The 14296-nt window shown below is 35.9% G+C and carries 13 protein-coding genes, 1 tRNA gene and 1 pseudogene; 7 read left to right on the top strand and 8 right to left on the bottom strand.

The features are described from left to right. Positions 1-95, top strand: a pseudogene (locus PVV63_RS04385) (DnaB-like helicase C-terminal domain-containing protein); the annotation flags it as partial. A gap of 187 nt (positions 96-282) precedes the next feature. Here PVV63_RS04385 and PVV63_RS04380 read toward each other — a convergent pair. Beyond that, positions 283-359, bottom strand: a tRNA-Met gene (locus PVV63_RS04380). A 163-nt stretch (positions 360-522) separates the two neighbouring features. Here PVV63_RS04380 and PVV63_RS04375 point away from each other — a divergent pair. Both PVV63_RS04375 and PVV63_RS04370 read left to right on the top strand, forming a co-directional pair. Further along, on the top strand, positions 523-1479 hold the full coding sequence (locus PVV63_RS04375; protein ID WP_273790823.1) for a Gfo/Idh/MocA family protein: 957 nt from the start codon (positions 523-525) through the stop codon (positions 1477-1479). 49 nt (positions 1480-1528) lie between these two features. Further along, positions 1529-2647: a DegT/DnrJ/EryC1/StrS aminotransferase family protein gene (locus tag PVV63_RS04370; protein WP_273790822.1), complete on the top strand. Its 1119-nt coding sequence runs from the start codon at positions 1529-1531 to the stop codon at positions 2645-2647. 325 nt (positions 2648-2972) lie between these two features. Here the strand turns inward: PVV63_RS04370 and PVV63_RS10485 are convergent, their stop codons facing one another. From PVV63_RS10485 to PVV63_RS04360, 3 genes are read right to left on the bottom strand one after another with little or no spacing between them, the layout of a single operon-like run. Beyond that, complete coding sequence (locus PVV63_RS10485) at positions 2973-3239, bottom strand: hypothetical protein (RefSeq protein ID WP_375660011.1); 267 nt, start codon at positions 3237-3239, stop codon at positions 2973-2975. Continuing rightward, entirely contained in the window at positions 3229-3615 is a 387-nt protein-coding gene (locus PVV63_RS10480; RefSeq protein ID WP_375631197.1) for a hypothetical protein, read from the bottom strand. The genes PVV63_RS10485 and PVV63_RS10480 overlap by 11 nt, the downstream gene beginning before the upstream one ends. Positions 3616-3642: 27 nt before the next feature. Next, the gene (locus PVV63_RS04360) at positions 3643-4239 is read right to left on the bottom strand and encodes a DUF1134 domain-containing protein (RefSeq protein WP_273790821.1); all 597 of its coding nucleotides are present in this window, start codon (positions 4237-4239) and stop codon (positions 3643-3645) included. Positions 4240-4452: 213 nt separating this feature from the next. Between PVV63_RS04360 and chpT the strand changes: the two genes are divergently transcribed. Next, on the top strand, positions 4453-5091 hold the full coding sequence (gene chpT / locus PVV63_RS04355) for a histidine phosphotransferase ChpT (protein WP_273790820.1): 639 nt from the start codon (positions 4453-4455) through the stop codon (positions 5089-5091). A 223-nt stretch (positions 5092-5314) separates the two neighbouring features. On the opposite strand, the gene ctrA is transcribed toward chpT, so the two are convergent. Then, a complete protein-coding gene (gene ctrA / locus PVV63_RS04350; RefSeq protein WP_273790819.1) occupies positions 5315-6016 on the bottom strand; it encodes a response regulator transcription factor CtrA in 702 nt (233 codons plus the stop codon). Positions 6017-6581: 565 nt separating this feature from the next. On the opposite strand from ctrA, the gene PVV63_RS04345 reads away from it, so the two are divergent. Then, complete coding sequence (locus PVV63_RS04345; protein ID WP_273790818.1) at positions 6582-6968, top strand: flagellar export protein FliJ; 387 nt, start codon at positions 6582-6584, stop codon at positions 6966-6968. Positions 6969-7114: 146 nt separating this feature from the next. Here the strand turns inward: PVV63_RS04345 and PVV63_RS04340 are convergent, their stop codons facing one another. Next, entirely contained in the window at positions 7115-7390 is a 276-nt protein-coding gene (locus PVV63_RS04340; RefSeq protein WP_273790817.1) for a DUF1153 domain-containing protein, read from the bottom strand. 379 nt (positions 7391-7769) lie between these two features. Here PVV63_RS04340 and mnmA point away from each other — a divergent pair, with 379 nt between their 5' ends. Then, a complete protein-coding gene (gene mnmA / locus PVV63_RS04335) occupies positions 7770-8993 on the top strand; it encodes a tRNA 2-thiouridine(34) synthase MnmA (protein WP_273790816.1) in 1224 nt (407 codons plus the stop codon). A 280-nt stretch (positions 8994-9273) separates the two neighbouring features. Here mnmA and PVV63_RS04330 read toward each other — a convergent pair whose 3' ends face one another. After that, positions 9274-10083: an RNA methyltransferase gene (locus tag PVV63_RS04330; protein WP_273790815.1), complete on the bottom strand. Its 810-nt coding sequence runs from the start codon at positions 10081-10083 to the stop codon at positions 9274-9276. Positions 10084-10851: 768 nt separating this feature from the next. On the opposite strand from PVV63_RS04330, the gene PVV63_RS04325 reads away from it, so the two are divergent. Next, positions 10852-11760 carry a cation diffusion facilitator family transporter gene (locus PVV63_RS04325; protein ID WP_273790814.1) on the top strand — a complete coding sequence of 303 codons (909 nt, stop codon included), beginning with the start codon at positions 10852-10854 and terminating at the stop codon, positions 11758-11760. Positions 11761-13057: 1297 nt separating this feature from the next. Here the strand turns inward: PVV63_RS04325 and PVV63_RS04320 are convergent. After that, the gene (locus tag PVV63_RS04320) at positions 13058-13897 is read right to left on the bottom strand and encodes a DUF1460 domain-containing protein (protein ID WP_273790813.1); all 840 of its coding nucleotides are present in this window, start codon (positions 13895-13897) and stop codon (positions 13058-13060) included. Between the last annotated feature and the right edge of the window lie 399 nt (positions 13898-14296).

The following is a 14296-nucleotide window of genomic DNA, read 5'->3' as shown; positions in this document are numbered from 1 at the left end:
AGGTTATTATAGCAAAACAACGCCATGGTCCGACAGGAATCGTCCCCCTTGCCTTTCAATCCGACTTTACATGCTTTAGTGATCTGGAAAAATAGGAGCAGAAAAATGCGTTAAAGAGAGCTTTAAAGACCCTTTGAAAGGCATTTGAAGACCCTTTGAGAACACCTTTAAAACTCTTTGAGAAAAAATAAATTGGTACAAAACCTAGTGTCAAAATATACAAAACCCGCTGGCAAGCTACAGCTACACTGCTGACAAACTAAACACACAATAAAAAAGTAATGGTAGCGGAGGAGGGATTTGAACCCCCGACACAAGGATTATGATTCCTCTGCTCTAACCTACTGAGCTACTCCGCCAAAATAAGCAATCATAATTGTCAATAATTATATCTTTTGCGGATATAAGGGGTAGAATAGTAAGATGTCAAGCATCGTTTTTAAGCTTTTCTCTTGTCATTCTATATTATCCTCGATATGTAAAAGTGTAATTTTATATGATAAAGTAAGGTAAGGCATGAAAATGGTGCCACGTGTAGCGGTTTTAGGATGCGGTCATTGGGGTGAAAATCATATACGGACACTCCACTCTCTCGGAGCTTTAGCAGCAGTTTCTGATATTGATAATGATCGTGCTGCTAGTTTTGCAACACTGTATGGTGTAGAGGTTGTTACACCAGATGATCTTTTTACTCATCGAGATATTGATGCGTTGGTATTAGCGTTGCCGCCACAATTGCATACGCAAAATGTGCTCCGTGCTGTTAAAAATGGTAAAGATGTTTTGGTGGAAAAACCAATAGCCTTGAATGTTTCTGATGCTAAACGCCAAGTTCAGGAGGCTGAGGCCTATGAGCGAGTTTTTATGGTGGGCCATATTTTACGTTTTCATCCGGCTTTTGAAAAAATGTGTGAATTGGTGAAAAACGGAGATGTGGGAGATGTGCGATATATTTATTCTCATAGATTAGGCTTTGGAAAATTTCACACACACAGTGATGCTTTATGGGATCTTGCCCCTCATGATCTCTCAATGATTTTGGCGTTGACAGGATGCGAACCTTCCGAAATTCGCGGTGAGGGGGCTGCTGTCGTTGATCAGATTTCTGATTTTTCTCATATTCATATGATTTTTCCAAATGGTGTGCGTAGTCATCTTTTTACTTCACGCTTAAGCTCTTATCGTGAGAGGCGTTTAATTGTTGTTGGAACAAAGGCTATACTCGTTTTTGATGATATGGAACCGTGGAGTCGTAAATTGGCAATGCACCATTTTGCTGTTTGGAAAGAAAATCAAGAGTGGGCTTTTAGCATGGATGAGCTGAATTATATTGATGTTTGTGAAGACTTGCCGCTTACTTGCGAATTACGGCATTTCCTTCATTGTATTGAAACGCGTCAATCACCTCGTACAAATGGTGATGATGCTATTGCTGTTTTACGGATTTTAACAGCTGCTGATGTCAATTATGATAGATAAAAGAGATAGGTAGCGCTTTTGCATTTTTGTGATGATCAATGGAGTTAATATGCAATTCATCGACCTTGGGGCGCAGCGTGCGCGTATTGAAGATAAAATTAATTCTGCAATTGCGCATGTAGTCGCTAGTGGTAAGTATATTTTGGGGCCAAAAGTAACAGAATTTGAAGAGAAATTGGCAGAATATCTTGGCGTTAAACATGTGATTGCATGTGCTAATGGAACAGATGCTTTGAAGATGCCTCTTATGGCTAAAAATATTGGTCTAGGGGATGCTGTTTTTTGTCCTAGTTTTACATTTTCAGCAACGGCTGAAGTGGTTGCTTTGGTGGGGGCTGAACCTGTTTTTGTCGATGTTTTACCTGATACATTCAATATTGATGTTGAAAAACTTTCTCACGCTATCGAAATGATAAAAAAAGAAGGACGTCTAAAGCCAAAGGCTATTATTGCTGTTGATTTATTTGGGCTTTCTGCTGACTATGTGCAAATTGCTCAAGTGGCTGCCAAGGAAAATCTTTTTGTAATTGAAGATGCTGCTCAATCTATGGGGGGGAGAAGCGGTAATACTATGTGTGGTGCTTTTGGTGATGTGGCTGCTACAAGTTTTTATCCTGCAAAACCATTAGGATGTTATGGCGATGGAGGCGCTATGATGACCAATGATGATTATTTTGCAAAACTTTTACGCTCTATTTTGTTTCATGGTAAAGGTGAAACGCAATATGACAATGTACGTATTGGTATGAATTCGCGCCTAGATAGCATTCAGGCTGCAATTTTACTAGAAAAGTTTGTGATCTTTGAAGATGAAATGGAAAAGCGTGTAGAAATTGCTCAACGCTATTCCAATGGCTTAAGAGATATTGTTACAGTTCCAGAAATAGGAGAAAATATTCGTTCTGCTTATGCACAATATACGATTAAGGTAAAAGAACGGGATAAATTAAAAGATTTTTTACAAAAAAATTCTATCCCTACAATGATTTATTATAAAACTCCTTTACATCAACAGCCAGCTTATAAACACTTCCCTTATGTAAAAGATTCCCTTTCTGTTTCAGAGTCTTTGGGAGAGTGTGTTTTAAGTTTACCAATGCATCCTTACTTGACACAAACGGATCAGGATATGATTATCAAAAAAATAAGAGATTTTTATCACTCTTGAGAGCGTGTTTTTATCCTTAAAATTATGGTCAAATCTCTATTGGTGATCCATCTTAGAAGGTATTTTTTGTTAGAGTGTGTGACCAATGTCTTTGGTATTATTTGCTTTCTAGAACCTATGAAATGTTGTTCTTTAGAGCGGTGATATGATTAGAAAGTGAATCTGCTAGACAAGAAGATATTTTTTAACAGAACGGTATGGGCTAAAAAACTTTGTTCTTTAGCTTAGCAGAAAAGTCACGTTTAATAAAAAGGATTTGGGTTATGAAAGTTACAATGAACCTTTGTTGATTTTACTCTTCATTTAAGGTGTTTTAAAAGATAACTTATTTAACAGGGCTTTTGGAGAGAAAAGTTATTTTTTTGCGAATACGTGAGGCTAGGTCATTTTTGTTTTTTGATTTTTGAATCAATGTGTTGATGGGTGATGTATTCCCCTCTTGTAGCGCTATTTGAGCTGCCAATGTTGCTGCAAGTTCTTTTGTTTCTTCACGGAGTTCTTCCAGCAATTGGTGGTTAGCAGTCGGGTCAAGCTCATGAGTTTGGATTTTTTGTAAGCGTTGCTGATAGAGTGCGATTTTTTCACGCATCATTTTTCTTTCCTTTGAAAGTGTGTAGTGTGGCGATATTTTGTTTGATTGCTATCGCTTCTTTGGTGAGAGTATCTTTTGTGGGGAGGCATAGCCGATAAAATTGTTCTGTTACTTGGCTCAGTTGTATTTTTTGTTGGGCATATTTTTTTTGCAAAAATTCATACTTTTGTTGGTTGTTTGCTAATTCTACAGCATGTTGTGCACGAAGAAAATCGTGATTTGCTTCTATTTCCGCGAGTGATAATGGCATTTTCGCACAAACATCTTTATACGCAAAATGAACGGCTTTCCGCCAAATAAAAGGAGATAAAAGCACCAGTAACCAAGAAGTGAAAGCAACTCCGAGTATAAAAAAAAGAAATGATTGAATAAGCATAATACCCCTTTTCAAATAAGAATACGTTTAAAACGGATTCCATGTCGGTTTAGGTGTTAATTTTAAATATCCTACATTGATACCAAGGCGTGCGCCGACTCCTGTGCGTATTGGGATTAACAAGGTATTATGGTATTTTAGGACATGAAAACCAACACCTGCAATTAAATAGGCCGAACCTGAAATACCACCATAGCGTCTCCATAAATTATTTATGCCATTAAGATTGTAAACTAAGATCATTAAACGGGAGCCTTGGCCGCCAAAATCCCATCCTACTGAGGGACCTTGCCAAAAAACTTTATGTTGACCATAGCTTTTGGTAAAAACCCTTCCTTCGCCATAGGTTAATCCAGCAAAAAAGGCACCAGAAGCTTCTTCTCCTAAAATATAGGCATTGGGATAACCGTATTTTGAAAAAATATTTTGAATTGCAACAGCCAAACCACTGGCTGTTTTTCCAAAAAAAATATGACCAGAATCAATAATTTCTTGGAGTGAATAATGAGGCTCGTTTTGCTCTATTGGTTTTAGTTGAGCATGTGTGGTGTTTATGGTGATGAATAAAAGGAAGATTAAAGATATAATATTTTTGTACCAGTATTTGAGCAGAGAGAGAGCCATGGAGTTTTCTCCTTTTATTAGTGATAAACAAAAAGATAATATTAGAATTTTCATGCTATTCAAATAAAAAATAAGATATAAGGTTATTTAAATTCTTGAATTTATTTCTGATTTTTTAGCATGATTGTTAATATTTCCTATTATGCATCAGATGTTAAGAGTTTTTCTTTAAAATAAAGTTTGTTTTTTTGAATCTAGGAGTTTTCAATCATTATGACGTTAGATATTTCTTTGAAGCCTATGGATCTTGCTGCTTTGCTTTGTAGTCGTATTTGCCATGATTTGATTTCACCTGTGGGGGCTATTCAAAATGCAATGGAGCTTTATGATGAAGGAGGAGCTGAAGAAGATGCTTTACAATTGGTGCGTTTATCCGTTGCAAGTGCTGCTGCACGTCTACAATTTGCGCGATTGGCTTTTGGTTTTGCTGGTGCAAGTGGAGGACAAATAGATACACGGGCTGCAGAGCAGGTTGCTCAACAATATATGAAAGAAGAAAAAGCAACTTTAAAATGGCAAGCTTCTTCTTTATTGTTAGAAAAAGATGAAGTTAAACTTTTGCTTAATTTATTATTGATTGCAAATGCAACAGTTTCTCGTGGTGGTGAAATTGTTGTTATGATTTTGCAAGAAGAAAATAAACGTTCTTTTCGATTTGAGGTTTTCGGTAGAACTCTCCGTATACCCCCTCATTTTCTTGCGTTATTCCGTGGAGAAGTTCAAGAAGAGCTTGTTGATGCACATGTCATCCAATTTTATTACACAATGTTACTTGCTCAGATGACAGAGATGAAAATAAATATTGATGAAAGTGATGGTTGTATTGTTTTAGAAAGTATAAAAAAGCTTTGAATAAGAGAGAAGCGCTTAAGCTGTGTTGGGAAAAGTGGCTTCGATTGAATTTATGAGCGATAAGGTTATATGTGTAAATTTGGTGTGGTTACTTCTTAAGCTTTAAGCGCTTTCTATATGAGATTTTTGGTGTGCGAGTTTTCTACTTTTAACAGAGAAAAGATCTCGGGAAAAAATCTCGGCCCGCTAGACTCCGAGATTTTACAATGTGCATGTTCACTGCTTAAGCGGTTTTTCGTACGTTCTCTTCAACTGGATCACGTAATACATAACCACGTCCCCAAACTGTATCAATGTAATTTACACTAGAAGAGACTGCTTCCAATTTTTTCCGCAATTTACAGATAAAAACATCGATAATCTTTAGTTCTGGTTCATCCATTCCACCATAGAGATGATTGAGAAACATTTCCTTGGTAAGGGTGGTACCTTTGCGTAAAGAGAGAAGCTCTAACATTTGGTACTCTTTACCGGTTAAATGAACAGGGCGCCCTGCAACTTCGACAGTTTTTGTGTCAAGGTTAACGGTGAGATCTCCGGTAACAATAACCGATTGTGCATGTCCTTTAGAACGACGAACAACTGCATGGATACGTGCAATGAGCTCATCTTTATGAAAAGGCTTCGTCATATAGTCGTCTGCTCCAAAGCCAAAACCACGAACCTTGTCTTCAATGGCATTCATACCAGAAAGGATTAAGACAGGAGTTTTTATTTTTGCCAATCTTAGAGTCCGCAAGACATCATACCCTGACATGTCAGGCAAATTCAGATCAAGCAAAATGATATCATAATCATAGAGTTTTCCTAAATCGATACCTTCTTCACCCAGATCAGTGATATAAACATTAAAGTTAGCCGACTTTAACATCAACTCAATGCTTTGAGTAACTGCTCTATCATCTTCAATTAATAATACGCGCATTTTAGATCCCTCACTTTGCTCCTTCACGAATCATAAGGAGCATTTCTATTTTATATCAGTTAGCAAAACCACTGTTATAAAAACAATTCATTAAATCAAACACTTATGACAAAGTGTTTATGAACATTTCAGTAGTACGCGTAACAATCACTACTAAATTCCCCACTATCCATGATAGTGGTTAACAAAATATTTTTATTTTTGAAAGAGGCTACAAAATTATTTTAGAAAAATCTCATATTTTTTAACATAATAAACAAAGAAGGGCTTTTTCTATAAACTTTAACTTAAAAAAAATTTGTAAAAGAGCGTTATAAATTACTTTTTTACAATTTCAGTGTTTATTTACTGAGCTTTAAACCTCTTCATTTATAATGGGGGGAAAAGTTAAAGAAATAGTTATTGCTCTTTAAAGCAGATTGTATTTTCAGATGCTTTAATGCAAGGCAAAAATTATTATAATTTCAAGTTAATAGACTGTTTTTGTCGGATAGACATATAACTAAAAGATATTTATTGGGTGTGAATGCGAGTTTTGAGTTGGCGCAATCAAGGAGTAGTGAGTATGAAGCCACGAGAAAATATGGTGCGATTGAGGATGTTTCAAGTGCGTGGAAAGCGCCGTGAAATTGCACAGCTTGAGATGATGATCGCAGAATTTGAACGAATGGTGTTAGAGTTGGAAGCACAGATTACTCATGAAGAACGTAAATCTGGAAACAATGATGTTCACCATTTTGCTTATTCTGCTTTTGCGCGTGCAGCGCGGCAAAGACGTGATAATCTGATCAATTCAATTCGTGATTTAGAACTTCAAAAAACAAACGCTGAAATTGCTCTCCATGAAGCTAATACAGAGCTGCAACGTGCACAGCTTTTGGAAGCACGAGAAAAGAAGATTGTTGCGGATGATAAGGATATTTTGATTCAATCTAATTCAATGGTTGGCTAATTCAATGGTTGGCTAATAAAAGCAATTATTGAAGAATCCATTCTTTCAGGTTTATCTTTTGGATATAGTATAAAACAGCCAAACTTTTATCAAGTTTGGCTGTTTTATAGATTGCTTTATGTTATCAAATCGTAATCAATGGCAACTTAATGCCTGTAGTGTTGAATCTTGGTCGTTCGTAATCCCGCTAAACCGTGTTCATCGATTAAACTTTGCCATGAAAGAAATTCTTCTACAGTCAAAGTATAACGATGGCACGCTTCGTCAAGACTTAACAATCCACCTCTGACAGCCGCAACAACTTCAGCTTTGCGACGAATCACCCAGCGCCGTGTTGTTTGCGGCGGTAGGTCGGCAATTGTAAGCGGACTTCCATCTGGCCCAATAACATATTTCATTTGTGTTTTTATCAAGTTGCTCATTCGTATCCTCTACCTTTAGTCAAGGACTTGATTCGTTTATAGAGCATGAAATTTAAAAAAGAGCTAAAAGCGCTGAAAGAAAAAATTAATTATGTAAAAAGAAGCTCAAGTTGAAGTGTGTAGAAGAGATTCTTGCAATATTTTACCGGATTTTTCAAAAGAGCAAAAAAGGATTTCTCCTAAACGATTGCCATTATGCCTTATTTCCATCATTCTTTTTTTGTTTGCAGCAGCTCTTAAGAAAATAATGCCTATGGTTGTGGAAAGGATAAAAAAATAATATAAAGACAATCAATCGTGTAAAAGTGCTGAAGAGCGTGCATCAGAATGTCAACATATGGGTAGCCATTAAACAGAGCAGTAAATAGAGAATGAATACATGTTTTTAAACAGTCTTGATTTACCAGGACAACCTGAAGATTCTCGCATTGTTGTTGCAATGTCGGGGGGGGTTGATTCATCGGTTGTTGCAGGTCTTTTGAAAAAGGAAGGATATAATGTTATTGGCATTACGTTGCAGCTTTATGATCATGGGGAAGCAACGCATCGGGTGGGGGCGTGTTGTGCAGGACAAGATATTGAGGATGCACGCCGCGTTGCAGAAACACTAGGAATTCCTCATTATGTTCTTGATTATGAAAAGCGCTTTCGCGAAGCTGTTATTGATCCTTTTGCAGAAAGTTATGCTCATGGAGAGACCCCAGTACCATGTATTGCATGTAATCAAACGGTTAAGTTTGCTGATTTATTAGCAACGGCACGCGAATTGGGGGCAGATGCTTTGGCTACGGGACATTATATTCGTTCGCGTTCCAACGGAGTGCATCGAGCACTCTTTCGTCCTCTCGATAATGATCGTGATCAGAGTTATTTTCTCTTTGCAACGACACAAGAACAGATTGATTATTTGCGTTTTCCACTTGGTGACCTTCCAAAAGCCCGCGTTCGTGAAATGGCAGCAGAAATGGGCTTTGTGGTTGCCAATAAGCATGATAGTCAGGATATTTGTTTTGTTCCACAAGGAAAATATTCAGATGTTATCGCAAAACTGCGTCCAGAAGCAGCTAATCCTGGTGTTATTGTCCATATTGATGGAAAGATTTTAGGTAAACATTCGGGAATTGTTAATTATACGGTTGGTCAACGTCGTGGTATTGGGGTGTCAACGGGTGAAGCGCTTTATGTGGTTTATCTCGATGTGGAAAATGCACGTGTTATTGTTGGACCGCGTGAAATGTTAGAAACGCATAAGCTTTTTTTACGTGATGTGAATTGGCTTGGTGATGAGTCGTTAGATAATTTCCCTTCTCAAGGTATTGAGGTGGCTGTAAAGGTGCGTTCAACGCGTCCTCCTCACCTTGCGCGCTTACATTATAAAGAAGGTATTTTTTCCGTTGATTTATTGGAATGTGAAAATGGTGTGGCACCAGGGCAAGCTTGCGTTCTTTATGATGGAAATGGTCATGAGGCGCGTATTCTTGGGGGAGGATTTGTAACACATTCAGAACGTGCAGCTGATACTGAAATGATGTTGAAGCGCGTTTTATGCAATCTCGAAACAAAAGATCCTGTTTCCTCAGAACTAAAAACAACAGCTTTATAAAGCATAGTAAATTGATTTATAATGATATTTTTTAATCTTAAACTTGAATGAGAGACTTCCGGAAGATTTTCTCATTGAAAGTTTGTTTTATTATTGAATCCATCAAAATTATATCTTCTGCACGTCATAAGTGGGGTTAGGGTGTGGAAAGTGATGATAAAGAAAATGTAAAAATGTTTTTTATCAATGCTTTCAAAGGCTAGGGAACGGCAATATTATTGGAGACTGGTAGATAACATACAACATTGGGTATGTTTTATAACTTGAAGTGTTATCATCTTTAGTGGTCAAAGTTGGTAAAATGAGCAAGTGCAATACCTGAGGCTGTGGCAACATTAAGGCTGTCAAAACCGTCAGTCATGGGAATACGTAAGGTGTTTGATTGTTGTAGTATATGGGGTGGTAAGCCATCGCCTTCTGTTCCAAAAATAAGTGCTATTCTTTTGGTTTTGTTGGCTTGCTTGAGAGTGTGTGAGGCAGAAGGGGAGAGTGCATAAAGATGAAAGTTTTCATCGTTTAGAGCAGCTATAATGTCATCTATATCAGCGTTTTGCGTATATGGTACTTTTAAAGCAGCGCCGGCAGACACTCTTATTGATTTGCGATAAAGTGGATCGCATGAGGTTTTGTCGACAATAATGCCATTACTGGCAAAGGCTGCTGCATTACGAAAAATTGATCCCATATTATCGTGATTCGAGATACCACATAAAACAAGAATCAAAGCTTTTTCTGGAAGATGTTGTAAAAAACTTTGTAAGGATGGCAGTATTTTGCGTTTACCAATACCCAGAACACCACGATGAACATGGAAGCCGGTGATATTATCCATAACTTTTTGTGGAACGCAATAAATGGGACATAGAGGCTGTGTTTTTTCTAAAAGCGGTAGAAGTCCAGAGAGACGGTTTGCTACGATGAGCAGTGAGATGGCAGAAAACTCTTTCGAATGTAGTAATGCGGACAATGTTACTTTGCCTTCAGCAATAAATTGATGTTGCCGTCCAACAAGATCTTTTTCACGGATATTATGATAGGCTTTTAGGCGTGGATCATCTGTTTCATTGATTGTTGTGATATTCAAATGCATGCGAGATTTTTAGTGCTTTTTTCTTATGATTTCCAGATGTTAGAATTTGTTTTATTTAAAAAAAAGAGATAAAAAAACATTATTTTAAAACTTATGGTAGAATTTGTATTGACAATATGCAACCATAGGTATAATATAAAAATACTGATACGGAATCATATATTTTTTCTCGTATCGGGTGCAGTGTCTTGGGTCCCCGCTATTTCCCAAGTTCTGTATGCCCTTAATTTCTAAGGGAAAAGAATCTGGGTCCCCAATGCCCAGATTCTTTTTTTTTGAGGGTAATCATTGTTCTTCTTTTTATATCTAAATTTTTTAGTAAATCATATTTTAAAATCCAGTTGACCTGTAAAGTTACCGTAGAGTGCTAAGATATTTTTTCTATGGTGCAACGATGGCTTATAGATGGGGTATAATGCACATCATAAGACTGAAAAATAATGCATGATCATGATAGATTTGAGCAAAAACAAGTTTTTCGTTTATGAGAAGTGAGATGGCTTTAAGTTATTCAGAAAACGATTAATAATGAAGGTTATGTGTTTGATTGCTCTTGGGAAAGCTCTTTTTTCTATTATTTTCTCTCTTCTTTATTTATTGATGCTGTTCGTGTAACTGAGCAGTTTTTACGATAATAATGGTGAGCTGAGGCGTTTATTGTATGATGAAGCTTCTGTAATATTGAGGAAAGATCGTCGTTATGCCAAAAGTATAATGATATGGTTGAAAATATTAATTCCCTATTTCGTGAAGAAAAGGATGAGGTTCATGGATGTAAAAATCAATATACAAAGCTTGACTTTATACTCTATTTTTATTGCGTGTATTGTTTTTGCTTTGAAATATTGGACATATCACATCACAGGTTCGGTTGCACTTTATTCTGATGCATTGGAATCAATTGTTAATATCCTTGCGTCATTGGCAGCATGGTGGGCTGTTAAAGTGAGTATGAAGCCAGCAGATCATGATCATCCCTTTGGGCATCATAAAGCGGAATATTTTTCCGCAATTCTTGAAGGGGTACTCATTATTATTGCCGCAATTGTTATTTTAAGAGAAGCATGGATAGCTCTTTCTACCGTTAAATTGTTGCAGAAACCTGGAATATGGCTTGTTATTCATCTTATTGCAACTGTCATAAATTGTATGTGGGGAATGGTTCTTATTTGGCAGGGAAAACTCCATCGCTCACCGGCTCTTAAAGCTGATGGAGTGCATTTTATAACAGATGTTTTTACTTCGCTTGCAATTTTAATTGGTTTGATTGCCGGTTTTGTCGGGGGATGGGGAGCTTTAGATCCAATTTTAGCGATAATCGTTGCCGTTAATATTCTCTTACAGGGCTGGAAGGTGATTAGAAATGCTGTTCAGGGGTTAATGGATGTTGGCGTTGAATTGAATGAAAGCATGCGGATTCGGGAGCTGATTTCTGCAAATGCATCGGGTGCGCTTGAGGTCCATGATTTGCGGACGCGTGTTGCTGGGAGGGTTACTTTTATAGAGTTTCATTTGGTTGTGCCTGCTATAATGCAGGTAGGAGAAGCACATAAAATTTGTGATAAAATCGAAGCTGTTCTTCAAAAAGAATTTGATAATGTGCGTATTTCTATTCATGTCGAGCCTGAAGATGAGGCAAAATTGCCTCCTGGTACAACGGTAATCCCTTTTATATAAAAAGTTTTTTTCAAATTACCTGTTATGTTATGAGGACTGTTTTTTATGATGGGGTGATTCATACCTCTCGAAAATACAATGATGCTCTTTTGTTGATTTAATTTTTGCATCAATCAAGTATACAAGGTTAAACAGAGTATTTAAGGCAAGATTTATTCTATTTCGTTAAAATACTGTCATTTAAGGTGTGGTGAGATAAGGCATATAAAATTTGATCTATTAAGTGTTTTTAGAGTATGGAGTAAATATTCAAAATAGGACTTGCCGGTGTATTCTTTTGTAAGTGAATCTCATGAAATGGTTAGCAGCTTAAATCCATTTAAGAAAACGGATCGTTTACAGACTGTCGGGAGTAGATGTTTCGTTTCTTAGGGCGAGGAGGAGTGAAGCCTTCGTAATAAGTTTAATGAGATTTAATTATAAATTTTGTATAAAAGTTATGAATAGGGTTTTAAAGTTTGTGATCATAGATTAATCGTCATTATTGTTGCTAATAAATGTGTTGTTTTATCGATACAATGTGTTCTGTTTAGAGTGTTCTTTATTGCATGAAGGATGGGGGACTCATTAAAAGATGAAAAAACAAAAATCATGCTCATAACTCTACTCTTTAAAGGATATTATTGTCGTTACTGTAGAAAATTGTAAAGCTGAACTAAAGAATGATGCTAAAGATAGAAACTGGTTTTTAATTGATGCCTTCATATTTTCATTCCAATCTGGCATCAAAATTTTACAAGGACTCGTACAGTACTGGTGCATCCTAATCATAATATGCTGCTATATCAGGGCTATTTTAATTTATAGATAATAACAAAAAGCAAAGACTTTATAAGGAAAAAAAAGCTATAAAGTCAAAAATTTATATGCAATAAATTAGAGAGGTAGATCGAATTTTTATAGAATACTTTATGAAACAACCACCAAACATATCTGGCTTTACTTTTACTTATTTTTACAAACGTTCGTTTGTGTCTTTTGCGTTATATTCGTAAAGATCAGATTAGCGGTAATCTAAAGATAACTCTTGGTTGAGAATATGAAAGGAAAGCGTGATACTATAATAGAGTTTTTTCTGTCTTTATCGTTCAACCAGTAAAAGTGATTACAAATCCGTAATTTCTCCAAAAATGATTTTGTCATACTTATAAACAAAGTTAGATCAAAACGACTTTTTTCTCTTAAAACTGTAAACAAATATATTGTATCCGTATAGCTTGAACGAAGTTAGATGTTTACCTGAATAACGACAGTATATATTTTAAGAATAGAGAAGATATTTCATATCGCTATGATGTTATTCAAGAGCTCTTAAAACAATGATTCCTGGTGTTTTTTCAACATAATTCATAAAAGGAGAATCAACGACTTTTTCGTTTTCTTTTCGTGAAGAAGCATTTCTTAACATTGGCCCTTTATCTGTCATGATAAAGAAGCCCACATGTGTTACATCCAATCCAGCAAGTTTCGTATAAATACCAATGAAATCACCAGACTGTAAACGACCTATAACCTCCTCATTAATAAAGTTACTTGGAATATACGTTATTGTGCGTTTCACAACTGGCAACCCAGGTAGATAGCTTCCACCATCAGCTTTTTTATTGAGATATTTTTCTATTTTTACCGCATGGGGACTTATTTCAGCGGTAATATCAGTGGCGAGTTTATATTCTCTATAAGCCCAATCCGTAAAAAAATGTTTCCGATTTAAAAAATGAACATTACCGTTAATATAACGCGTTTTTATGACGTTATTTATGAATTCTGTTTGGGATGTTGATTTGCGCAATGCTTCAACATAATCCAGATAAGTGAAGCAATCTAAGCCTCTAAAATCAATAATCAGTTTTTCTGGTGTATTTTCTGAGCCATGTAACATATTTGCTTGGTAAGGTGTCCCTAAAAAAGCTTCAGAAAGAAAGTCAATTAGTGCCCCTTTTTCCTGATAATTTGTTTCTGAACGTTTTTTGAGAAGAGCATTTAATTTATTTAGAGTATAGGGATCTAGGTTTACGTTGGTTGTTTGTGGTGTTTTTATTTTATTTTCTACAGTACTCTCTTGTGAATCAGAATCCTGAACATCACATCCTGTTACCAACATTAATATGAGAATTAATAGGGATATTTTTCGCATTTTATACACCATTTTGAATTAAAAATTCATGACGAACTATTTCTAAAAGTGCTATTTTTTAAATGCTTATCATGATCATCGTTAGATTTAATGCTAGCATACAATCATTAAGAGTATCAATGAATATAAAGATAAAATCATGGTTTTTAAGGTTACACAAATTGCAAACGATATGAATCTTTTCTAAGATTATAGAATTAAAGGATTTTTCTCTATAATATACTTATTTTTTAATCAAAATTATTGTCAAATAAATATTTTTAAAAATATGATGAGCTTTTTACGTTGTTAAGCTATTCTGGTGTTGCTGCTTTAACTTTATAGCATATTCTGAGGGTAAGAAAATTTTTTAAGAGCTTATCTTTTAAAAGGTTTCAATTACTATAGGATATCTAACGT

The sequence above is a fragment of the Bartonella sp. CM31XJBT genome (assembly GCF_028618555.1).
GTDB lineage: Bacteria > Pseudomonadota > Alphaproteobacteria > Rhizobiales > Rhizobiaceae > Bartonella.
This window is presented reverse-complemented; position numbering and strand designations above follow the sequence as displayed.

Excerpts from the sequence above, each read along its gene's own strand:
- PVV63_RS04360 (WP_273790821.1), bottom strand. The coding sequence starts at position 4,239 with ATGGCTCTCTCTCTGCTCAAATACTGGTACAAAAATATTATATCTTTA.
- PVV63_RS04340 (WP_273790817.1), bottom strand. The coding sequence starts at position 7,390 with ATGAGCAACTTGATAAAAACACAAATGAAATATGTTATTGGGCCAGAT.
- PVV63_RS04325 (WP_273790814.1), top strand. The coding sequence starts at position 10,852 with ATGGATGTAAAAATCAATATACAAAGCTTGACTTTATACTCTATTTTT.
- mnmA (WP_273790816.1), top strand. The coding sequence starts at position 7,770 with ATGTTTTTAAACAGTCTTGATTTACCAGGACAACCTGAAGATTCTCGC.
- PVV63_RS04375 (WP_273790823.1), top strand. The coding sequence starts at position 523 with ATGGTGCCACGTGTAGCGGTTTTAGGATGCGGTCATTGGGGTGAAAAT.
- PVV63_RS04370 (WP_273790822.1), top strand. The coding sequence starts at position 1,529 with ATGCAATTCATCGACCTTGGGGCGCAGCGTGCGCGTATTGAAGATAAA.
- PVV63_RS04345 (WP_273790818.1), top strand. The coding sequence starts at position 6,582 with ATGAAGCCACGAGAAAATATGGTGCGATTGAGGATGTTTCAAGTGCGT.
- PVV63_RS04320 (WP_273790813.1), bottom strand. The coding sequence starts at position 13,897 with ATGCGAAAAATATCCCTATTAATTCTCATATTAATGTTGGTAACAGGA.
- chpT (WP_273790820.1), top strand. The coding sequence starts at position 4,453 with ATGACGTTAGATATTTCTTTGAAGCCTATGGATCTTGCTGCTTTGCTT.
- PVV63_RS04330 (WP_273790815.1), bottom strand. The coding sequence starts at position 10,083 with ATGCATTTGAATATCACAACAATCAATGAAACAGATGATCCACGCCTA.
- ctrA (WP_273790819.1), bottom strand. The coding sequence starts at position 6,016 with ATGCGCGTATTATTAATTGAAGATGATAGAGCAGTTACTCAAAGCATT.
- PVV63_RS10480 (WP_375631197.1), bottom strand. The coding sequence starts at position 3,615 with ATGCTTATTCAATCATTTCTTTTTTTTATACTCGGAGTTGCTTTCACT.
- PVV63_RS10485 (WP_375660011.1), bottom strand. The coding sequence starts at position 3,239 with ATGATGCGTGAAAAAATCGCACTCTATCAGCAACGCTTACAAAAAATC.